This is a genomic window from Psychrosphaera aquimarina (assembly GCF_032461525.1).
Taxonomy (GTDB): domain Bacteria; phylum Pseudomonadota; class Gammaproteobacteria; order Enterobacterales; family Alteromonadaceae; genus Psychrosphaera; species Psychrosphaera aquimarina.
In genome coordinates this window covers 826,118-848,955 of record NZ_JAWCUA010000007.1, presented here as the reverse complement: position 1 = coordinate 848,955, position 22,838 = coordinate 826,118, and the positions used below count along the sequence as shown (strand labels likewise).

Annotated in this window: 21 protein-coding genes and 1 pseudogene; 15 read left to right on the top strand and 7 right to left on the bottom strand. The window is 36.8% G+C overall.

Features of this window, described 5'->3' with window-relative positions; genetic code table 11:
* The 8 genes from RT723_RS10325 to RT723_RS10290 all read left to right on the top strand — a co-directional run bounded on the left by RT723_RS10325 (position 1) and on the right by RT723_RS10290 (position 9,437).
* Positions 1 to 1,974 carry a DUF2779 domain-containing protein gene (locus RT723_RS10325; protein WP_315946989.1) on the top strand — a complete coding sequence of 658 codons (1,974 nt, stop codon included), beginning with the start codon at positions 1 to 3 and terminating at the stop codon, positions 1,972 to 1,974.
* 91 nt (positions 1,975 to 2,065) lie between these two features.
* A complete protein-coding gene (locus tag RT723_RS10320) occupies positions 2,066 to 3,112 on the top strand; it encodes a hypothetical protein (protein ID WP_315946988.1) in 1,047 nt (348 codons plus the stop codon).
* A 286-nt stretch (positions 3,113 to 3,398) separates the two neighbouring features.
* Positions 3,399 to 4,931: a hypothetical protein gene (locus tag RT723_RS10315; protein WP_315946986.1), complete on the top strand. Its 1,533-nt coding sequence runs from the start codon at positions 3,399 to 3,401 to the stop codon at positions 4,929 to 4,931.
* 330 nt (positions 4,932 to 5,261) lie between these two features.
* On the top strand, positions 5,262 to 5,474 hold the full coding sequence (locus tag RT723_RS10310) for a hypothetical protein (protein WP_315946985.1): 213 nt from the start codon (positions 5,262 to 5,264) through the stop codon (positions 5,472 to 5,474).
* A gap of 306 nt (positions 5,475 to 5,780) precedes the next feature.
* Entirely contained in the window at positions 5,781 to 6,158 is a 378-nt protein-coding gene (locus RT723_RS10305; protein ID WP_315946983.1) for a YacL family protein, read from the top strand.
* A gap of 15 nt (positions 6,159 to 6,173) precedes the next feature.
* Positions 6,174 to 7,961, top strand: a complete 1,788-nt coding sequence (locus tag RT723_RS10300; protein WP_315946981.1) for a sensor histidine kinase — start codon at positions 6,174 to 6,176, stop codon at positions 7,959 to 7,961.
* Positions 7,962 to 8,004: 43 nt separating this feature from the next.
* Entirely contained in the window at positions 8,005 to 8,775 is a 771-nt protein-coding gene (locus tag RT723_RS10295) for a PAS domain-containing protein (RefSeq protein WP_315946980.1), read from the top strand.
* Between the two features lie 8 nt (positions 8,776 to 8,783).
* Positions 8,784 to 9,437, top strand: coding sequence for a response regulator (locus tag RT723_RS10290; RefSeq protein WP_315946979.1), 654 nt, complete (start codon positions 8,784 to 8,786; stop codon positions 9,435 to 9,437).
* A 95-nt stretch (positions 9,438 to 9,532) separates the two neighbouring features.
* On the opposite strand, the gene RT723_RS10285 is transcribed toward RT723_RS10290, so the two are convergent.
* The 5 genes from RT723_RS10285 to ygfZ all read right to left on the bottom strand — a co-directional run bounded on the left by RT723_RS10285 (position 9,533) and on the right by ygfZ (position 13,758).
* On the bottom strand, positions 9,533 to 10,093 hold the full coding sequence (locus RT723_RS10285; RefSeq protein WP_315946978.1) for a hypothetical protein: 561 nt from the start codon (positions 10,091 to 10,093) through the stop codon (positions 9,533 to 9,535).
* A 1-nt stretch (position 10,094) separates the two neighbouring features.
* Positions 10,095 to 10,562, bottom strand: coding sequence for a hypothetical protein (locus tag RT723_RS10280; RefSeq protein ID WP_315946976.1), 468 nt, complete (start codon positions 10,560 to 10,562; stop codon positions 10,095 to 10,097).
* Positions 10,563 to 10,638: 76 nt separating this feature from the next.
* Positions 10,639 to 12,264 carry a methyl-accepting chemotaxis protein gene (locus tag RT723_RS10275; RefSeq protein ID WP_315946974.1) on the bottom strand — a complete coding sequence of 542 codons (1,626 nt, stop codon included), beginning with the start codon at positions 12,262 to 12,264 and terminating at the stop codon, positions 10,639 to 10,641.
* A 159-nt stretch (positions 12,265 to 12,423) separates the two neighbouring features.
* Positions 12,424 to 12,909: an FKBP-type peptidyl-prolyl cis-trans isomerase gene (locus tag RT723_RS10270; protein ID WP_315946972.1), complete on the bottom strand. Its 486-nt coding sequence runs from the start codon at positions 12,907 to 12,909 to the stop codon at positions 12,424 to 12,426.
* A gap of 12 nt (positions 12,910 to 12,921) precedes the next feature.
* Positions 12,922 to 13,758: a CAF17-like 4Fe-4S cluster assembly/insertion protein YgfZ gene (gene ygfZ, locus RT723_RS10265; protein ID WP_315946970.1), complete on the bottom strand. Its 837-nt coding sequence runs from the start codon at positions 13,756 to 13,758 to the stop codon at positions 12,922 to 12,924.
* A gap of 158 nt (positions 13,759 to 13,916) precedes the next feature.
* Here ygfZ and RT723_RS10260 point away from each other — a divergent pair, with 158 nt between their 5' ends.
* Positions 13,917 to 14,225 carry an FAD assembly factor SdhE gene (locus RT723_RS10260; RefSeq protein ID WP_315946969.1) on the top strand — a complete coding sequence of 103 codons (309 nt, stop codon included), beginning with the start codon at positions 13,917 to 13,919 and terminating at the stop codon, positions 14,223 to 14,225.
* A 92-nt stretch (positions 14,226 to 14,317) separates the two neighbouring features.
* Here the strand turns inward: RT723_RS10260 and msrA are convergent, their stop codons facing one another.
* On the bottom strand, positions 14,318 to 15,610 hold the full coding sequence (gene msrA / locus RT723_RS10255; protein WP_428983644.1) for a peptide-methionine (S)-S-oxide reductase MsrA: 1,293 nt from the start codon (positions 15,608 to 15,610) through the stop codon (positions 14,318 to 14,320).
* Positions 15,611 to 15,796: 186 nt separating this feature from the next.
* On the opposite strand from msrA, the gene RT723_RS10250 reads away from it, so the two are divergent.
* The 3 genes from RT723_RS10250 (at position 15,797) to RT723_RS10240 (ending at position 17,448) form a co-directional block, all read left to right on the top strand.
* Positions 15,797 to 15,967 carry an oxidoreductase-like domain-containing protein gene (locus RT723_RS10250; RefSeq protein ID WP_315946967.1) on the top strand — a complete coding sequence of 57 codons (171 nt, stop codon included), beginning with the start codon at positions 15,797 to 15,799 and terminating at the stop codon, positions 15,965 to 15,967.
* A 12-nt stretch (positions 15,968 to 15,979) separates the two neighbouring features.
* Entirely contained in the window at positions 15,980 to 16,579 is a 600-nt protein-coding gene (locus tag RT723_RS10245; RefSeq protein WP_216053718.1) for a trimeric intracellular cation channel family protein, read from the top strand.
* 83 nt (positions 16,580 to 16,662) lie between these two features.
* The gene (locus tag RT723_RS10240) at positions 16,663 to 17,448 is read left to right on the top strand and encodes a substrate-binding periplasmic protein (protein ID WP_216053719.1); all 786 of its coding nucleotides are present in this window, start codon (positions 16,663 to 16,665) and stop codon (positions 17,446 to 17,448) included.
* Between the two features lie 3 nt (positions 17,449 to 17,451).
* On the opposite strand, the gene RT723_RS10235 is transcribed toward RT723_RS10240, so the two are convergent.
* Positions 17,452 to 18,633, bottom strand: coding sequence for a GNAT family N-acetyltransferase (locus RT723_RS10235; protein ID WP_315946965.1), 1,182 nt, complete (start codon positions 18,631 to 18,633; stop codon positions 17,452 to 17,454).
* Positions 18,634 to 18,796: 163 nt separating this feature from the next.
* Here RT723_RS10235 and RT723_RS10230 point away from each other — a divergent pair, with 163 nt between their 5' ends.
* From RT723_RS10230 to alaS, 3 genes and pseudogenes are all read left to right on the top strand, one after another.
* On the top strand, positions 18,797 to 19,639 hold the full coding sequence (locus tag RT723_RS10230; protein ID WP_315946964.1) for a hypothetical protein: 843 nt from the start codon (positions 18,797 to 18,799) through the stop codon (positions 19,637 to 19,639).
* Complete coding sequence (locus RT723_RS10225; RefSeq protein WP_315946963.1) at positions 19,602 to 20,111, top strand: regulatory protein RecX; 510 nt, start codon at positions 19,602 to 19,604, stop codon at positions 20,109 to 20,111. Before RT723_RS10230 ends, RT723_RS10225 begins: the two co-directional genes overlap by 38 nt.
* Positions 20,112 to 20,155: 44 nt before the next feature.
* Positions 20,156 to 22,779 (top strand): annotated as a pseudogene (gene alaS / locus RT723_RS10220) (alanine--tRNA ligase).
* Positions 22,780 to 22,838: the final 59 nt, after the last annotated feature.

Below are 22,838 nucleotides of genomic sequence, written 5' to 3'. Positions count from 1 at the left end.
ATGAACCAGCCTAGATATTTATCGAAGTCACGATTTAAGTTGGCAACAGAATGCCCAACAAAACTATTTTATACGGGGAAAAAAGAGTATCCCGATAATAAATTAAACGATCCATTTTTGTCTTCGTTAGCTGATGGGGGCTTTCAAGTGGGGGAATTGGCAAAATGTTATTTCCCTGGTGGACACGAGATTACATCACTTGATTATGAAACATCCATTCAGCAAACCAATGAGTTATTGAAACAAGAAAAGGTTGTTATTTTTGAACCTGCTATTCGATTTGGTAATTTATTTGTTCGTGTTGATATATTGGTTAAACAAGGCAATGAATATCAACTAATTGAAGTTAAGGCCAAGTCTTATTCTGCAAAAAAAGACAAAGACTTCTTAAATAAATCAGGAAAGCTAGATTCTAAGTGGAAGCCTTATATCTTTGATGTAGCGTTCCAAAAATATGTATTAAAACAGGCAATACCTAGTGCGATTGTCAGCAGTTATTTAATGATTGTAGATAAAGATATGCCTTGCCCGGTTAATGGATTGAACCAAAAATTCAAGCTAACTCGTGATGAAAAAAATAGGCGAGGTGTGGCCGTTTCTAATTCTTTAACTGAATCAGATTTATCGGTTAAAATTCTTAAAAAAGTAAATACCGATAAAGCCGTTCAAATAGCATATGAAACAGAACTACGAACAGGAATGCCTGCTGAAGGGTTTGTTGCCAATATCGAGATATTAGCTGAGAGATATGCCAACGATGATAAGGTGCTGCCTGTTATCGGCTCAAAATGTAAAAGTTGCGAATTTAAGAGTTCTACCGAAGAAGAAAAAAATGGTTACAAGAGCGGTTTTAAAGAATGTTGGAAAGAGCAACTTCATTGGAGAGAATCCGATTTTAATGAGCCTACAGTATTAGAAATTTCCAACTTTAGAGGATCAGACAGGTGCATTGAAAGTGGTAAAGTTAAGCTTAAAGAATTAACGCCTGAAGACATCAACTATGAAGACTCGCCTACACCAGCTTTAACTCTAAAAGAAAGACAATGGCTGCAAATAGAAAAAGTACAAGATAATGATTCAAGCGTTTATTTCGATGAAGACAGCATGAGAAATGTAATGGCAACATGGACCTACCCGCTGCACTTTATAGACTTTGAAACTTGTGCGGTGGCTATTCCATTTTATAAAGGAATGTCTCCATACGAAGGAATTGCGTTCCAGTTTTCACATCATATTTTATATGCTGATGGTCAAGTTGAACATGCTGGACAGTTTTTAAGTTCAAAAGTTGGTGAGTTCCCGAACTTTAATTTCGTACGAGAATTGAAAGCTCAATTAGAAAAAGACAGTGGCACTATCTTTAGATACTCCAACCATGAGAATGCTTATCTAAACATGGTGTATCAGCAATTGAAGTCATCACCTGAGCTAGATAAAGACGAGCTTTGTGATTTCATCAAGACAATAACCAAGTCTTCCAATAACAGCAAAGACAATTGGCTGGGCGATAGAAGCATGGTTGACCAGTGGGAGCTTGTTAAGAAATATTATTATGATCCTGCCACTGGTGGCTCAAATTCTATAAAGGCTGTACTACCTGCTATTTTAAATAGCTCTCAATTCCTTCAAGAAAAGTACGCAAAAACGATTTATGGGACTGAGGAGTTACCGAGCTTTAACTTTGAAAACAAAGTTTGGATTGAATTTGATGACGTTGGAAAAGTAAAAGACCCGTATAAATCATTACCCAAAATGTTTGCGGAAGCTTCCGAGCATGACATTGAGCTACTATCTGAGTCTGATGAATTAAATAACGGAGGTCTAGCTTTAACGGCATATGCTCGACTTCAGTTCACCGAAATGTCAGATTATGAAAGAAAAGAGCTTGAACACGGACTCTTGATGTATTGTGAGCTAGATACATTAGCAATGGTAATGATTCAAGAAGCTTGGCAAGCGATGATTAATGGATAATTAAATCTAATAGGACATTATACGTCCTGTTATTGGGGCAATATGCAGGCAAATAGATTAATTAGCCAACATAAGTTGGCAGGAATAAATAATGAAAGAAATTAAATCATTGAATAAAGAAGTACTTAACCTGTTAATAAACTATTTTGAAACTGAAGTTCCTTTACTGGAAAGAAGATACAGTTGGAAGATCCCTAAGATTGATGGCTTTGTACATTCTATGGAGAAAGGTTTTTCAGCAAATGTGAAGCTAAAGTATTTTTTAAATTCATTATGGAAACAAGAAAATAAATCAGATTTTGAAGTTGCTAAAATTATTATCAAAGACTGGGGCGGGGTAAAAGGCAATAAGGACGAAACCATAAAAAAATATATCAACAGAGTTAGAAGTGGTAATTTTGAAATGCCATTTAAGGGGCTAGCAAGTTATACCAAGCTTTATTCGATTGTTGAACCAAAGCGTTTCGCGATATTTGATGCGCGTGTAGTTGTTACTCTAAATGCTCTACAGTGCAATGCAAATATTAGTTCTGGTATCGTTTTTAATTATTTGGAAGGTAGAAATAACGTTACTGGAAATAAAGAAACAAAAAAAGGTTTTTCGCAGCAAAAAGAATATTCGGTAGCAAGTTTAGTCAAAAGAGGCTGGGAGAGAATAGTAAAAGAGGATACATATCAGGTTTATTTGGATTACTTATTTGCGTGTATTAAGCATAATCCCGACTGGAAGTTATACGAACTTGAGATGGTTTTATTTGCCAACGCAGAAGAAGAAGCGAAAAAAGCAATAGAAAACATACAGGGGAACGAGAAAACTATATGCAATCTTGAACAAGCTAAAGCTAAAGAAAAAGTAAGCGCTAAGAAGCGCACTCACCATCAGGCTCTGTTTGAACATGTGACTAAGCAAAATCTGTTATCAGAAAAATTTAGTTACTCAAAAGTATTATCTATTGCACAATTAATTTTAGATGGAACCTCAAAATCAGGACAACATTACGCAGCACTGAAATTCATACAAAATTACTGTATAGCTCTTGATGAGAGTATCTCAAATCAGCTAAAGGCAGTCTCTGATCCTAGGCAAATATCAGCTCTAGAAGCAATAAAAAATAATTGTGAATTTAAGTTGGCGTAGGCATAAATTACTCAAGATTACCTACATACTTTCACACGAAGTTTTAATATTTTTTTCTAGGGTAAGCTCCTACGTAAAATTAGGAGCTGATCATGAACTAAGTGATTAACCTCAATAATATTTCTAGATATCTTCCCCCAAAAAACAATTTATTGATAAGTCCAACTGAACTTAATCAACTTCAAGTTAGTAATTTCAAATTGAGACGTTATATGTCCTATAAGTAAGGTAACTTACAGTGCTACTCAAGAAAACTTTAAGATAGTAATCATTTAAGGAAATAAAGATGGTAAAAAGCAAAATGAAATTAGCACTTTCACTAGCGTTGGGTTTAGTTCTAAGTGGTTGTGGAGGCAGTTCTTTTGATGATGAGAATGTATCAGCAGCGTCATCGGAAAAAATATTAACTGTTACAGGTAAAGCCATAGACGGCTATATTGTTGGCGGAACGGTATTTTTGGATATTAACGGCAATGGTAACGCTGAACCAAATGAACCGCAAAAAGAAACCGAAGTAGGTGGTGATTACACCTTAAATATCTCTGAAGAAGATGCTGAGTGTTTAGCATATTCTGCAATCATTGTAGATGTGCCTGTAGGTGCATGGGATGAAGGCTCTGAGGATGAAAATGTTGCAGCTCATGAAGTAACTGACCCTTATCAAATTGTATTGCAACCTACTTTTAAAGCAATCACAGAGGAAGACTTCACTAATGGTTTAGTTAGAAATATATCTCCTTTAACTACCGTTGTATGGGAAGCGATAGAACGAAGTTATCCACCATTTGCTGAAAATAAAGGTAACAACCCTAATGACAGCGAAACTAATGCTAAACATTGCCACTACTTGAAAAAACATGATGAAGCGGTTCAAGAGTTAAAACAAGAGATTGAGGACGCTGTTGTTGGCTTAGTCCAGTTTTATAATTTGTCTGCAGATCAAATGTATGCAGATTTCATAGCTGATAAAGACTCTGATGCATTTCATGTCGCACAAGACATTATGAAAGGGCTAAAGGCAGCTTATAAACGTAAAACGGATTTAAGAGAACAATATTCCGATTATCAAAATGCTGAAATTCGAGTATTTGTACATAGAACCCCAGAGCTAGATGAATATTTTCAAGTTGATAACGGCTGGTATCGTGACGAAATAGTATTTCTAGGTACTGAAGATTTGGTCGAATTTAGCAAGCTACAAGATACTGACAAGCTGGATGAAGTAGATTTTATCAGCAGTAAGTTTCACGAGTTAGGTCAAGAGTGGAATGAGCAAGATAAAAGTGGCTGGTTAAGTGTTAGAAAGGACGCTTACAGAGAAATGAATGGTACGTATCGCTGTGCTAAAAACGAAAGAGTAAGCTTCGATGTTGATGGTATTCATTATGAACTAGGTAATAGCTCAGATTCAGCCACGCTGGCTAACTCATTTGAAGAATGCAACTTTGATGATTTTAGTTCTCCTTATGAGAAAAACTATCACCTTAGATATACAGAAGGTGAGGCGTCATACAGTGCAGCGTTTTATTTTAGAGCTGAGCAAGCTCGCTTTACAGAACTAGCTGACTGGAAAGAGTTTACTGATAACCCCGAATTCAACGCACAAGACATGATAGATACCCTTATTTTAACGCCTTATAAATGGGAAGATGAAGTGACTATTGATACCGCATATTGGCGTAAACGCAAAGAGGAACCCGGTGTTCAAATAGATATCGATAATGATGACAACTGGCAGAGAGCTACTAAGCAAGATGATGGCACAACATTATATGAATGCAGTTCGGATGGTGAAAACTGGACAGAATGTACAGACTAACGTGTAAGTATACTCAGTTGAAAATGTCAGTAACGACCCTATGACTAGTTATTGACATTTTGTTTATTAACTCGCCTTAGAAAACTACTGGTATCTATTTTATTACCCATAAAATTTTGTAACTCATTTATGTCCCGAAATACCTTAGCAATTCTAAAATTTGATAAGCCTCTTTGTTCAAGGAGCAGACGCTGAAAGACTAAAGAGGTATTGTATATATTTAATTAACGTATGTTTCAATAAGTACACTAAAATACAAAAATCATTGACGATATTGATTTTGAGTTCTTTAGTAAATCCGACAGGAGTTAATTCATAAAAAAGAGCACATTGTCACTAGGTATTAAGGGTATTGAGCCGCTATTACTAACCTTCTTAAAAGACGAACCCACTTTTAACTCTATAGAAGACTCATTCACCCATGTGGTTAAAACTAGCGTATTAAAAGAAAATCAGGTTGCAACATCTGTAATCAATATTCAAGGTAACTATTTGACTTCCAAAGGTACTTTAGAGTTAGACAATGAAGCTAGCTATAAATAACGGAAAATTGGTTAAAAAATCTAATCCATAGTTTATTTATTCATTTTTATTAAACTGACTTTAAATTTATTGGGGAGTAGATTTATGGCTTTCTAATTATCGTTTTACCCTGGTTTTTTCTGCTTCATTACAATTTATAAACTTTGATTTTGATATTCCACTAAACCGTATTATCAGCGGCGACTTTCCCTGCATATCGTAAATTCTACATGGCGCTTTTGCTAGATTCACATATACTCCTCTATTCAAGAATGTGTTGAAAAAGCGCATAAAAATCAATTTGCTAAATATAACTGAGGACTCGGTATGGATTACGAATTTATCTTTGATACAAATACTAAAGTTCATAGTGTAGCCGTCGCTGGTGAACAATTTGCCGTGGGGCGTTTTTTAAATACTGAGTTTGTTCTGGATGACAACTCAGTTGAACAATTAAATGATTTAATTGAATTGTTAGAGACATCAATAGAAGGCGTTGTTGAATTTACAGAATGGTCCATTGAGATTGACCGTGACGATTTAACCATTAGCCATAGTAGTCAGCTTGAAACAAAATCTGAAAAGGAAAAAACAGCGCAATTAGAGCAAGATCTGTCTGATCTTGAATGGGATTTTCAATGTGAATGTGGCAAAGCCGATTTACTCGAATTATTGGTGGCTTGGGTCGACTTTAGATCCGAATAAGAAAGGGGTGATTGATTGCTAAAAAACATTTTACACGGTTCATTAATTCTAACGTTTCTAATTTTTGTTAGCAGTCTTGTTGCTGGCCAGTTTATTCATCAGGATGTTATTAATGTAAATACCTATCAAACCATCAACTTAATGAAGGGATTGATCTGTATTTCGGTGTTTTTGTATTGGTTATTTATACGATTCAGCCGAGTTGCACAGTCGCTCTTTAATTTGTTTAAAGCCTGGCAAACAGGCGTAGTGTTTTTATTGCAGGGGATTGATGGTTTATTGATTTTTTTTATCCCGGATCAAAGTTATCGGGTTGTCATCGTTTGTTTTAATTTAGTTGCTACAAGCTTCCTCTATATTCATTTGTATTTTACATTTTTGTCTAAACGTTTATCCGATCTCGTTGTAATTAGCCTTTTGGCGGCTGGTTTCTTTTTATTTATAGGTTATGCCTATCAATGGAATGGATATGGTTGGAATACATCGGTTTTATTTAACGACGTTCAACCCATTTTGTTAATTCTAAGTGCGGTGAGTTGCTCTTTATTATTAGCCATTGCATTGATGAGGATCCAGTACAAATTAAAACAGTATTCTGAATTTGAATTAATGCCTTTGTTAATTTTATTCAGTGGTTTTTTGACGTTAATTGCAGGCGATAACCTGATTATTTGGTCGTCAGCTGTCTTATTACATATGTTCTTTGTCGGTACGGTAATTAGTTTAATAGTTAAAGTGGATAAACATTTTGCAGCAGATTGGATGTTGTTATCTACGGGGTTAAATACATCAACCAATGCGTACTTCTATTATGACCAAACAGGCGAAATTCATTTTGTTAATCAAGCTTTTAAAAAGTTATTTGGGATAAAGGAATACACTCCCCTCAATCAGATAAAACACCCATTACATTCCCATCCTTTATTTGAAACAATTTCTAATTCATTGTCACAACAAGGTTATTGGTCTGGCGAAACCGTGATCGTTGGCGATAATGGCAACGTCATCTCGGTGCATGTTGATTTTAACGTTATCGTTATTAACGATGTTAGTTATTACCAAGCTTGGTTTTTAGATTTAGCTGAAAAAATTGCACTACGAACAAATGAACACGCCATCCAAGAGAAGCTTGAACGTTTGTCATTTAATTTAATGGATAAACAAGAAGAGGAAAGGCGATACTTTGCTAAAGAGCTGCATGACGAAATTGGACAGGGCTTAACACTATTAAAAATTCAGCAACAGTTACCTGAACCAGATAAAGAATTAATTAAGTCGGTTCTGTCTGAACTGATCGACAAAGTGCGGAACTTATCACTCAATTTAAGGCCATCAATTCTGGATGACATGGGGTTGTCAGCGGCATTGGAATGGTTAACCGATAGGCAGCGTAAGTTTAGCCAATTGGCCATTGTTAGTGACATCTCTTCCAACTTACCTAGGTTTAATGACAAATTTGAGATATCGGTATTTCGCATTGCTCAAGAAGCTTTTACTAATATACATAAATATTCGCATGCGGATCTGGTTAATATCCACTGTTCTATCCAAGATGATTATTTACAATTGACGATTGAAGATAACGGTATCGGGTTTGATGTTGGTTCTAAATTAAACAGTGCCATTAAAGGTCAAAGTTTAGGTTTATTGAGTATTCAAGAACGAGCCTTCTTAATAAATGGCCTGATAGAAATATCATCAACTCCTGAGAATGGAACACTAATCGAGCTAAGGGTACCTGTGTTTGATAATGCGCTAGATGAAACTCCTTTTGAAACTGAGGGTGGAAATGGTTTACTCTAAATGGTTGTTATTATGTTGTTTATGTTTGGGATTTTGCGTTCAAGTGAGCGCAAGTGCTGAGCAGGGCTTTAGTCAAATATATAAGTCGATTGAATCAACTAATGGACAAACGTATTTGCTGACAAATAATGGTACTTGGTTAGTAGATCAAAAGACATTAACACGCGTGGATAGTACCGAAAAAATACAACTTTATACTCAAGGTTATCAACAGCTTATCGCTAATATACATGCTGAGCCAAAAAGTTTGTTACAAAAGTTGGTTGGGGTAAGTTATATATTTGTGGCGGTCATTTTTGTGATTGTTTATCTGTATTATCAATCTTCATTAAACAAACGACGACGTTCTTATTACGAAAGAATTAAAGTTCAACAACAAATTTTAAATATTGCATCGTTAGCGACAGGTGACGAAGTATTAGATTGTGATATCGTTAACAATACGATTAACCGAATTAACAAAAATGCCACCGTTGGGTTATCAGATGAAATCTATTTTCAATCTGAATCTTTTATACGTTCGTTACATCCCGATGATAAAAGCATATTTTTGGGACACTTTAAGTCATTAATTCATGGTGGTAAAAATAACTATCAAATTGAATATCGAATTTCTGACTCAGCTAATGGGTGGATATGGTTGGTCGAGCGTGGTTGTGTGATCGAACGAGACGATAATGGCAGAGCGAAACGATTGGTATCGAGTATGAGAGATATCAGTTCCATAAAACAAGAACATGAGAATCTAATTCGCTTAATTAGTGAGTTGGAACGCCGGTTAAAAACAGCAGAAGCTGCGCTGGCTAATAGTTAAGGCTAATTATGAATAAGTACAGTATTTTATTTGCAGATGATCATACCTTGTTACGCCAAGGTTTAATCAGTTTGACCCAAAATTTCCCATTTATTGATAAAGAGAAAATATACCAAGCTGCAAATGGGCGCGAGGCTGTTAATTTTGTAAAAAAAACACAGCCTCAATTAATTGTGATGGATGTGTCAATGCCTGAAATGAATGGGCTAGAAGCGGTCGATGCGATTAAAAACCAATTTCCAGAAATTAAAGTTTTGATGTTGTCTCATTACAATAATGAACCTTATGTGATCAGAGCATTAAAAGCGGGTGCCGACGGCTATATGTTAAAAGATGCAGCGGTAGATGAGTTGCAGGATGGCTTAAAAGATATCTTAAATGGCATTATGTATATCAGCCCAGATATCGATCAAAATATTGTGACTAAGATTAAAAATGGCGAAGAAGGGGCTGTGGATGCGCTTGATATACTCACCTCACGTCAACGGAATATTTTACAGTTGATAGCGGAAGGGCATTCCACCAAAGATATCGCTGAAAAACTGTTTTTAAGTGTAAAAACGATAGAGGCACACCGTGCTAACATTATGGATAGATTAGATATTAGAGATGTACCAGGATTGGTCAGATTTGCAATTCGTGTTGGGTTAATAGAAGCATAAACATCAATACAATAACTTGACGACAAAATAAGAGGGGAATTTGTTTAACCCCTCTTCATCCATCCAGTTACCACGATACTTCTATCTTTGTTTGATTACATGCTACCAAACGAACTGAACAGCAGAACAAAATTCCCAATCACAGCGGCAAACCCCATTAATACAAAACCATTTGGTAGCGAATTGTTTTGATCAATGTGCAGTTGAATTAAGCCATTTATATTTCCGATTTTGGCATTACGGATAACATTTTGTTTCAATGGCTCAAAGATAAACTTTGATACTAAGTAACCGTATATAAAGCTAATCAAGCTAATGCCGGTGGCCGGAAATAACTCCGGTAAGGTTTCCATGTTTGACAGTAATGCTAACTGAGCAAGTAAGGTACCTAAAATTCCCGCAATGATTGCGGTATTTGATAAATGGTCAAAGAATGAAACCGCCAAAAAGAACTCTTTTTGTGATGTGACCGGCTGTGAAATATATTTGAATGCACTAAATGCATAAGTTCCATAACTTAAAAACATTACGCCAAATACCAAACCAAAGATCAACAACAGACTATAGAGGTCGATTAGAAAACTAGCGTAATCATTTAACATCAACACAGCTGCAAAAGTTAATATGAAAAATAAGTAACCAATTAATTTATTCATCTTACTTTCCTTGTGTACTCGCAGTCGCTTCGGCATCGGCTTTTAAACGATTGAGCAATATGCCATGTTTAATAGGTTGAATGATGATAAAAGAAAAAATTAAGCCATAGATGATATTTAATAAAGTCATCGCAATCGCAGGCCCCAACATTGTTAACTCACTAATATTTATTAAGATAACAATCGACGAGATAAAAAAAGCGCAGATACTAGAATAAAATGTCAGTCTGGAAATATAGTTAAAAAAGTTTAACGCGGGTAATAAATCTTTAGACGGTATCTTGTCCCTTCCGGCTAACTTAAAGTAGTAAATACTTTGTTTACCATAACCTACAATCATTCCCGCTAAGGTGATACCAAATAATAACACTAACGCCGGTATGTCGAGGTACATTCCAACACCGCCTTGTGCATCCGCAACAACCGCTATTGATGCGACGCAAATAATTAATCCAATTAGTTTAAACATATAATCTCCATAGAATGCTTAAAAATAATAACTTAATCGAGCGTAAAGTAACACCAACTCTTTATGAGGATTAGCATCAACTATAAAACTGAATGCTTTCTTTTATTGCCCGCTTTTGTTCTTCACTAATGGAAGTAAATTTAAGGCCTGCAAGGTGTTGTCCATCTTGTTGGCGACGCCATGCAATTTCAGCAGGGATCACAATTGGACTTTGCTGTTTGTAATGTTTCAGTTCACTTTTTGGGATCTTGATTTCAATATGGGCTTGTTTGGTATCCGGTAATACCTGAGTTGTCATGATACCAAGGCCGGTTTCACTAATGTCTTTTGATAAACCTTCAACACGTCCAAAGTCACCCACGATCGAAATAAGATTGTGCCCTTTGATTCTTGCGCTGCTGCGTTTGCATTGGGTTTTGGTTTGGTTGTTCAACGGTTGTGACGTTTTGCTTATTTTTAACCCAGACAATTGATTATGTAAACTTGAGGTCAGCTCGTTTAATGTTGATGATATATTGGTTGAGTTACTAATCTTAATGCCATTTTCAGTTAAGGTTTTAAACAGAGAATCAAGTTGCTGACTTAAATCATCAAAACTCTTCATTTGCTCAACAGAGGCGGTTTCTATGTTTTGATTTAACTCAGAAGTATCTAATACGTCTTTTTGCATTACGGACACAACATTAGCGGTTTCAGTAATTTGTGTTTGGCTTGAATCTATTTGTTGTACAAGGTTGTTCATTGAACCTTGAGCGACTTCAACTTTATTAGATAACTCAGTTAGTATGCTGGTGATCTGCTCAGCAGACGTTTGTGAACGCACTGCGAGTTGTCTTACTTCGTCGGCTACCACCGCAAAACCTCGGCCCTGTTCGCCAGCTCTCGCGGCTTCAATCGCTGCATTAAGGGCTAAAAGATTGGTTTGTGAGGCAATGTCTTTTATGTTTGTGAGCAGTGAATTTATGGTTTTACTAAATTCGACGATTTCTTCAACTTGCCCAGACGTTGATGAGATATCTACCGACATTTGATTTAGTTGTTCAATTGATTGCTCTAATGATTGGTAGCTCAGTTGTGCTTGTTGTTCAACGGCGACAGACTTTTGATTGGCATCGGCTGCAATGTTTTGCACTTCTAATGCTACCTGTTTTACGTTGCTGGTGGCATGGGTTATCTCGTCTTCTTTGGCTTTTTCAGCCTCACTCATTTCTTCTATTTCCTTTGAAATGGCAGCGATTTGATATGCAGATTGCCCCATATGAACAGTAGAACGTTCAACATTAATTAAAATAGAATTTAGCTTTTCTAACATTAGATTAAAATGTTGCTCAAGCTCACCAATCTCATCTTTGGAATGCACCACAACCGTTTGGGTTAAGTCACCTTCTTCAACGGCTTCTAAAGAGTGGATAAGGCTGATAATGGGCCCCACAAAAAGTTTGGCGATAAAGGCAATGATAAAAAATTGTACGGTAAATTGCAGTAATGTATCCCAAATAGAATTTACCAAAAATGTTTCGTAGTGCTGATTTAATGCGGTTAATAAGGTTTGATCATTGGTATTTGATTTAACGGTATCAATAAATAAGGTTAGTTCATTGGCAGCAATCCAACGATTGTAAAAAGTGGTGAACATAGCAATGGCCATGAAACCAATCTGTAGTTTCCAACGTAAACTTAATCGTAACCAAAATGACTTCATTGACTATTTTCTACCATAATAAAATGCTCGACAAATCTCTGTATCATTTTATCGACAAAGATTGAAATAAATGAAGAGGATAGTCGTTTTATATTGATTTTATTAAATTTGGCGCAAAAAAATGCCAGTCAAAACTGGCATCCTTTTTAAAATACGCTGTTAGTGTGAATGACCACAACCGCCAGCGCTATGTACATGACCGTGAGAAAGTTCTTCTTCCGTGGCGGCACGTACGTCAAGAATTTCAACGTCAAATTTAAGATCGATACCAGCAAGAGGATGGTTGCCGTCTACAGTAACGTAATCGTCGGTTTTGTCGATAACGATTACTGTTTGTTCGCCATTATCCGTGCCCGCTCTAAGTTGCATACCCACTTCAACGTCAAACTCTGTAAACATTTTAGATTCAATTTTTTGTACTAAACCATCAATACGTTGACCATAGGCATTATCCGCAGGGATTGATACTTCAAATGTGTCACCAGCCGCTTTGTCGTTTAACGCGTTTTCTAAATCTTCTAATAAATACTTAGTGCCGTGAAGGAACTCTAATGGCTCACCTTCATACGAACTGTCAATTAAATTACCTTCACCATCTAGTACTGAATAGTGCATTTTTACTACTGTTTTGTCTGCGATTTTCATGGGTAAACCTTGTTAGCTTTGTTCTAAAGAATATGGCAATGCCATTAATGATAGGGAGTGTGACGTTGTTTGACTTACAAATATTGGATCAGCTAAATCAGTGTCATTAGACAATACAAGTTGTAAATAGGTATTGTTGTTGGCGTGACAAAAATTAATGATTTTGCCTGCCGAACGTTTATTACCGTTTAATTCTCGGTAAACATCATCACCTATGTTTACCGATTCGATGTTATCAGAGCTAGCAATAAACAAAGCGCGTTTGTTTTTACCTAAATAGCGCATACGAGCAACCATTTCTTGTCCCATATAACAGCCTTTATTAAAGGAAATATAATCTAATGCCTGCAAATTGATCATTTGCGGAACATATTCCCCAGACGTGGCGCTATATAGATGAGCTCGTCCTGATAAGATTTCTGTTTTCCACCAAGTTTCAGAACTGGCTGTGGCCGTTATCTCTTGCTGGGATAGATGAATATAGTGGTTTTCAGCTAATGGGATATTAATATCCGCATTTATTACTTGATCTGAGCCATATATAAACCAATTGTCAGTTTCATCTGTGATATCAACCTTGGCAAAAACACCGTATTTATTTAGCTCGGCTAATGAAATCTCAGCGCTTTGTTTGGTTAACACTAAAAGTATGTCGGACTCATGTTGGACTGCGATGAACGTAGACCATGCTTTGCCTTTTGCATTACAGTGGCAACCAGGCATGATCTTTTTGTCTGCCAGTTTTGTGACATCACAACTCACTTGACCTTGCAGAAATGAAACTGCATCAACACCAGTAAGTTTGATCACCGAAAAATCAGTTAATTGGGTAATATTTTGAGTCGACATTTAATAAAACTTAAAATTTAATAAATTAGAACAGTTAATAATGGGGATAAATCGCTAAAGCTCAAGTAGTTTCCGATATTATCGCTAATCTTTTTACAGAAGTTTGTTATTATTGGCGAGTTAACTATTTATTAGACCCATAATGGCTCAGAGACAAAATGACAGATAAAAAACCAAAAGCAGAAGTAGTTTATGTTGATGTGAGTGGCAATAAGTTCATCTTAGATTCAAAACCTAAATTAAAATGGGCTTGTCGACGTGGTATGTTGGAATTAGATGTATTGTTAGAACCTTTTGTTGATGATGCTTTCGAGGCGCTTTCAACACATCAAAAAGCAATTTTTCAGCGTTTATTAGCTTGTGAAGATCCAGATTTGTTTGCCTGGTTTATGGGGCACCAAAAGTGCGAAGATGAAGAATTAAATAGTTTAGTTCAGATTATTTTAAATCGTGTCAAAGCGGATTAAATAAAAGGCGGATTAAATAAAAGGCGGATTAGATACCGCCTTTTTTTATAAACGTGTCCCGTTCTTACTTGGTTTAATGAGAACGAATTACCTTAAGAACGCGCTTTAAACTCTAACACAGTTGCGTTGATACAATATCTAGGTTGTCCATTTGGACCGTCATTAAATTTATGACCTAAATGAATATCTGATTTTTTTGCCCGGATCTCCAAACGTTTCATGCCAAAACGATTATCTTGTTTGTAATAGACGGAGTCATCAATGGCTTTGGTAAAAGACAACCAACCGGTACCTGAGTCAAATCGATCACGGGTATCAAATAACGCTGCGCCAGAAACCTTGTCGATAAATAAACCATCAGGGGTATTTTTAAAGATCTCGTATTGTTTGCAAAAACGAGAGTCTGTACCTTCCGTAAACGCCACATTAAATGCTTCACTGTTGCCTAACTTGAAATAACCCAACGCTTTATAAAACTGAGTTGCATTAACATACCCTTGTATCCCAAATTTCTCTACGCCATTTTCCATAAATAATATGGTTGGTGTTGCCCAAGTTGGTGAGGTGATTGTTAACCCATCAAGTTGTGATGCGCGGCGAAAATGCATTGGAATACTGCCTTGGTAATCATTGCTCACATCCGCTTTAAACTTGTCGCAATAAGGACAAAACTCTGAATCTATTACCACTATATGTTGCCCGGTTAGAATAGGATTATTGTCTTTATTTTCTACCTTATCAGCAGGAGAGAACACCACACCAGTTGAATGATCTGGGCAATAACCGTTAGGGTTTTTAACTAAATAATCTTGGTGGTATTCCTCAGCAGGATAAAAAGTGTCGATTAACTTTATCTGAGTGGTTATTTGTCCTAACCCAGCCTCAGTTAATAGCGTTTGATATTGTGCCGCAACGTTTTCAGCTAACGTAATTTGAGCTTGATCTGCTACTAAAATAATTGAACGGTATTGTGTACCAATATCATTACCTTGTTGGTTTAATTGTGTTGGGTCGTGTTGTTCAAAAAAGTCTTGTAGTAATACTGTAAGCGATACTTGATCCGGATTGTATGAAACTTGTATAACCTCTGCGTGATTATTTGGATTAAATCTATTTTTACGTTGTGTAATGGTTTTATAATCAGCATTCACGCCAACGCCATCAGCGTAACCCGATATCACGTCAACCACACCAGGTAATTGAGAGAAACGTTTTTCTGCTCCCCAAAAACAGCCTAAACCAAATACCACAGTTTCAATATGTGTAGTCTTTAACTCTGAATCCATCAACAGCTTTGATGTTGTTTTGGTCTCGTTACTGCAACTAGCAAAACTAAACGCCATTAAGCTAATGGCGATAATGTGTAATATTGCTCGTAAATTCATTTTGACTCCAAACTAAATGCAGTTGATATGTGTAATAGGACAGGTCGAAACCATTTTTAATTGCACGGATATTGAAAATAACGGTTTTCTGAACGAGAAAAGCAAAGACCGCAAATACGATAAAACGCTATAATCCTCCATCAGCTTCTTATATATTCTCTTTATTACCATCTTGAGACATCAATTATGGAAAAACCAGATAAACCAACCCCGAATGAATGTTGTGGCGGTGGCAGTTGTTGTCCTTGTGTTTGGGACGATTATTTTGAAAAACTAAAACTCTGGCAAGAATATATAAAAGATAATGAGTTATACGAGAAACAGTCAAAACAAGATCAACAACATATTAAAGATTAGGGGTTAGTTTTCATGGACATGGTTTATATGATGGATCTGATTGGATGCGGTGTCTTTGCGATCTCAGGTGCCATTATGGCGTATAAACGTAAAATGGATGGGGTTGGTGTGTTAGTACTTGCTGCGGTTACTGCTATTGGCGGAGGTACGGTTCGAGATTTATTATTGGACGCCCCTGTGTTTTGGTTAACGCAACCTAATTATATATACGTGATCATTACTGCCTCAATCCTTGCCATTATTTGGTTAAATTATTCAGAAAAAATACCAGAAAAAGCACTCGAAATTGCCGATGCTATTGGACTGGCGTTATTTGTTGTTATGGGCACAAGTAAAGCATTGAGTTACGGGGTGTCAGACGTGACTGCTATTATTTTAGGGATGATGACTGGCTGTTTTGGCGGCATGATCCGAGATGTGTTAGCCAATGAAGTACCTATGATATTACAAAAAGAGTTATACGCTATGTGTTGTATTGTGGGGGCTAGTTTATATGTCCTTATTATTCCTTTCCATCATGACTTAGCAATTGGTTCTGCATTTTCGGCGGTGTTATTGCTGCGTTTAGCTGCGATTAAATGGAAGTGGCAAATGTACGTGTTCAAATATTAATAATCGTTGTACTGCTATTTGGGGTTACTCAGAACTAAGACTACACTTCTTATTATCACTAAAAGATAATAAAGAAGGTTCCATTGAAATATTATTTGGTTATATTCTTATTCATTTCATTTACAGCGCTAGCTGAAAATTTAAGAGTGTTAACCGTTATGGAGCCTCCTTCTAGCTACATTTCAGAACAAGGTGTGCCAACAGGTTACGCTGTTGATATATTTAATCTTTTAGTAAAAAATACTGATTTTGAAAACGACTACACGATTGAATTTGTGCCTGAAGCACGGGTGTTGAATATTGCGGATCAGAAGTCGAATATCGTCTTTTTTGCGTTTTCTCGTACGGCTTTAAGAGAAGATAAATATCACTGGATAGGCGCGGTTGCGACCAAAAAATGGCAAGCCTATGCATTAAAACACTCTAATATTCACATTGACTCCATTGAACAGCTAAAACAATTTCCAATGATTGGTGTTGTCCGTGGTGACGTAAGAGAAGAGTGGTTAATCGATCAGGGATTTGTCAATTTAGTTTCAGTTACCCAGCATGAACAAAATGTAAAATTGTTATTAATGGGGCGACTCCCGATTATTGCATTTGAAAACCAAGGGTTGACGTTTATTACTCGTAAATTAAATGAAGATGCTTCTGTGATAAAACCCATTTTCACTCTAAACAAAGCCAACAACTATATTGCGATGTCAAAAAAGCAGACGGATATGAAAATGGTTAAGGAACTAAAGGCTCGTTATTTAGCAATCAAAAAAAATGGGGCTTTACATGCCTTGTCTGTTAAGTGGCAAAGTGAATTAGAAAATACCTATAAAATCCAATCTGAAATTGACGGTGATCTGTTAAGTTTTTAACCGTTAAGTATGATCTAATGACTTAAACGGAAGCCTAGCGTCACAAGCAGTCATGTAAGCTTTGTTATGATGCTTTTCTTGTTTACAAAAATGTTCAATCGCGTCATGAAATGGTTCTAATTCTATTTGATGATAAGAATAGGTTGTAATTGGTTTAAACCCTCTCGAAATCTTATGTTCACCTTGAGTGCCAGGGTTAAAACACTTTATTTTATGCTGAATGCAAAACTCTATACCTTGGTAATAACAAGCCTCAAAATGCAATGCCTCATTATCTTCTATACAACCCCAATAGCGCCCATACAGTGTATCGTCAGATCGTATATAAAGTGCCGCCGCTATGATGTTATTTTCACGAAAACAAAATAGGATTTGAACCTTATCTGCCATGGTAGCGCAGATCTGTTGAAAAAATTTCAGATTTAAATAACCCGTTTGTCTGCGTTTGTAATAAGTAGATTGGTAACAGTGATAAAAAGTCTCTAATTCATCAGATGAAACGTTTTTACCATTGCGCCATTCTGTGGTGATACCACTATCGTGTATTTTTTTACGCTCTTTATTTATATTTTTACGCTTTCTCGCCATCATTAATAATAAATATTGTTCAAAACTAGTTAATAAAGTTCCGTCTTCGTTTTGATTAAACCAATGAAATTGGTGACCTTCACGTTCAATCCATTGCTCATTGTGCGCTAAACGATTGGTAGGGAAAATATAATGACTACCACTGACGTTAAATTTATTTACCGCGTTGTTTTTCACCTTTTGAAACGCCTCTAACTCTGAAATTGACGAGTTTGTTAGCCATTTGTTGCACGGTATAGGTGAGAACGGAATGCCGGCTAATAATTTAGGGTAATAATTTAATCCATTACGTTGATAAGCCTCGGCCCAGGCCCAATCAAATACATATTCACCATAGGAGTGTGTTTTTAGATAACTGATAAATAAGCCAAACTTGGCAGGGACTTGAGTTTGTTCTGTTGAGGTTTGCTCCTCTGTGTATAAATAATAATGGGGTATCCAACCAGAATCACCGCCAATACACTGAGTTTGTTCTAACGCAAGTAAAAAATCTAGACTCGTGAAAGGGTTATCAGAACATGAAAAAATCAACTCGAGTAATTCAGGTTTTATTTCAGTTAGAGAGTGAATTAGTTGCCAGTTATTATTATTAGTCACAAGTTATCTTAATTAGTTGTTCAAATAGTTGTTGAAATTGTGGTTTGCAACGATGGAATTCCATAGTTAATAAGGTATGATTGCTCACTTCGTTACAGAATACCATTACCAAATAAACATCATTTTGAATTGATAGTTGAATTACGGAATTAAAGAAGAGTTTATGCAACTTGTAGTAACAAAATCAAATACTCTAAATGCCTTATCTTGGATTAAACAAGGATGGCGTTTATTTACCTTACAACCAGGTCCATTTATGGCAATGAGTGCCATCATTATCTGCGTTAGCTTATTAGCTAACCTAAATCCAATATTAGGTATCGTAGTGGTGTTTATGATGCCATTTTTATCCGCCGGATATTATCAATGTGCATCAAGAGCGGAACAGGGGGAGAAAATAACTCCTGCAGATATATTTTATTACCTTTCTCATATACGCAGTCATCGTGTTTTTATTCGTTTAGCTTTTGTAAGTATCGTATTAAGTATCCCCACGACCCAAGTCGCTGTCGGAGTGCAAGAAAGTTTATTAGCTGGCGAGATGTTCGACTTCGCTAGCGTGATCTTGTTATTGGCTTTGTTATGGTTGAACTTTATGCTGTTGGCATTTGCGTTACCTGCTGCATGGATTGCGCCTGAGACCGATGTAATGACGTTGGTAAAACAAAGTTTTAAAGCATGTTGGATTAACGTTATGCCATTAACGTTGTATGGTTTGATCATATTTGTTTTAGCCTTGATTAGCATGCCTGTTATTTTGGTGGGCTGGTTGATTATGTATTCTGTAAGTGTGTTGTCTTTTTATCAGATGTTTTTATCTATTTATCAACCTGAACACTCAGTGACAACAGACAATGTGGTTAATGATGACGAGGCAGTTATTAAAGACGTAAACGCTGATGAAGTTGTTGCGTCACAAGATGGAATAGAGAAAGACCATAACTCGGATAATCAATCAGTAACAGACGATGAATCAGTTTCAAAAAACAATACCCCTAATAACTGATCCTGCTAAGTTAAGAGCGAGAGCTTTATATTGGATAGCGAAACGAGATTATTCAATACATGACTTTAAAGTTAAGTTAGAAAAGGTTTGTGAATTACCGGAATTGATCGACGCGTTAATAACAGATTTTATTAACCGAGATTGGTTAAACGAACAAAGGTATATGGAAATGTTTGTTCGTACCAAAGTGGCGATGGGACTGGGTAACCAAAGAATCCAGCAAGAATTAAAACAGCACGGTTTAAAAACAGACGAGATTGTCTTATATATTGAATCGTTAGAAATTGATTGGTTTGAACAGGCCAAATCCACTTATCAGCGTAAATTCGCTGAAAAGCCTATGGATGTAAAACAATTAGGCAGAGACAAATTTTATAAAGAAAAAGCGAAACGTTTTCGCTATATGTCGTATCGGGGATTTAAACCCGATGAAATAAAATACTCGATGGATAGCCAGTCGGACGATTGGTAAATCCAGAGTATTGTAAATAGATATTAGAACCTAGGTATTATTGTATGTATAACACGACGGCCGGTTTACGACAGGCATTTTTTGATTTTTTTGCAGACAAACAACACCAAGTTGTTGCTTCTAGTTCATTGGTTCCGGGCAATGACCCAACGTTGTTATTTACCAATGCCGGCATGGTGCAGTTTAAAGATGTATTTTTAGGTGCAGAATCTCGACCTTACACACGTGCGACATCTGCACAACGTTGTGTTCGAGCTGGTGGTAAACACAATGACTTAGAAAATGTAGGTTATACAGCACGTCATCATACGTTTTTTGAAATGTTAGGAAACTTTAGTTTTGGTGATTATTTTAAACAAGAAGCCATGAGTTTTGCGTGGGAATTTTTGACCCAAGTGTTAAAACTACCAGCAGACAAGTTATTGGTTACTGTTTATGAAACCGACGATGAAGCATTTGACTATTGGAATAACGTTATAGGCGTACCAGCAGAAAAGATCATTCGTATTGGTGACAAGTCTCCAGACAAAAAATATGAATCAGACAACTTCTGGTCAATGGGCGACACGGGTCCGTGTGGACCATGTTCTGAAATTTTTATGATCATGGTGAACATATTTGGGGTGGTCCTCCAGGATCGCCTGAAGAAGACGGTGACCGTTTTATTGAAATTTGGAACCTTGTTTTCATGCAATTTAACCGTTCAGCTGATGGCACAATGGATAAATTACCAAAACCTTCAGTTGATACTGGTATGGGTATTGAACGTATTGCTGCGATTATGCAGGGCGTTCATTCAAACTATGAAATCGATATATTCCAAAACCTAATCAAAGCAACGGCTGATTTGTTAAACGTGACGGATTTGGAAAATAAATCACTTCGCGTTATTGCCGATCATATTCGTTCATGTTCGTTTTTAATTGTTGATGGTGTCATGCCGTCAAACGAAGGACGTGGTTACGTATTAAGACGTATAATTCGTCGTGCTATTCGTCACGGTAACAAACTAGGCGCAACGGATTTATTCTTCCACTCATTAGTAAAAACATTAGTGCAAGAAATGGGCTCAGCATACCCAGAATTAACCCAAAAACAAGCTGTTGTTGAGAAGATGTTACGCATTGAAGAAGTTCAATTTGCTAAAACATTAGAGCGCGGATTAGCATTGTTAGAGTCGTCCTTAGCTGAGTTACAAGGTACTGAAATTCCAGGTGAACTCGTATTTAAGTTATATGACACCTACGGTTTTCCAGCGGACTTAACGGCTGATATCGCTCGTGAAAAAGAATTAACGATTGATGAAGATGCATTTGCAACAGAGATGGCGGCTCAGCGTAAGAAGTCTCAAGCTGCATCTAACTTTGGTGCTGATTATGATGAACAAGTAAAGACTGAACACAGCTCTGATTTTAAAGGTTATGACAATCTAGAATATTCTGCGACCGTAATTGAGTTATTTAAAAATGGCGAATCAGTCGACGAGTTAAGTGACGGTGACGAAGGTATTGTGATCTTAGACAATACACCATTTTATGCGGAATCGGGTGGCCAATCCGGTGACCACGGTGTGCTTGATAATGAAGTGGCAGAATTTACGGTTACAGACACTCAAAAAGTGGGTAATGCGATTGGCCATTACGGTAAGATCATTGGTTCGTTAACGGTTAATTCTCGTGTGAATGCTATGGTTGATACCGCACGCCGCGATGCGATTAAACAGAACCATTCAGCGACTCACTTATTACATGCTGCGTTACGCACAGTATTAGGTGAGCATGTAGGGCAAAAAGGTTCTTTGGTTGAAGCCGATAAGTTCCGTTTTGACTTCTCTCATTACGAGGGGGTAACAGCAGAGCAATTACAACAAGCTGAACGTTTAGTGAATGAGCAAATTCAACAAAATCATGATTTAACCACGCAACTAATGCAAATTGATGCAGCGAAAGAAAAAGGCGCAATGGCATTGTTTGGTGAAAAGTACGACGATGAAGTGCGTGTGGTTAGTATGGGCGCGTTTTCTATTGAGCTTTGTGGTGGAACACATGTATCGCGTACTGGCGATATAGGATTATGTAAAATTGTTTCAGAAGCTGGTATTGCAGCTGGTGTTCGTCGTATTGAAGCCGTGACCGGCATGGCGGCATTAGCGCATTTACATGCGACGGAAAATACCATTAATACCGCCGCAAGTTTATTAAAAGGCGAAGCCAGTTCATTAGTTGAAAAGGTTGAGCAATCATTAGCGAGAAACAAATCTTTAGAAAAAGAACTGCGCCAGTTAAAAGAAAAAATTGCCAGTGAACAAGGCAGTAATTTAACTGAAAAAGTCACAGACATTGCCGGTGTTAATTGTTTAATCGCTAATCTTGAAGCGGTCGACCCTAAATCATTACGCGGTATGGTGGATGAACTTAAAAATAAATTAGGTTCGGTTGTTATCATGCTTGCTGCCGTCAATGACGGTAAGGTTAGTTTGATTGCTGGTGTGACTAAAGACTTAATTGGCAAAGTAAAATCGGGCGACTTAGTTAACCACGTTGCATCACAAGTTGGTGGTAAAGGTGGTGGTCGTCCAGACATGGCTCAAGCTGGCGGCACACAACCAGAAAATGTAGATGCTGCATTAGCGTCAGTAACTGCATTTTTAACTGAAAAACTATCTTAATGGTTCACCTTATGGATAACAGTTAATACGTATTTAATGCCGCTCTTAAGTAAGAGCGG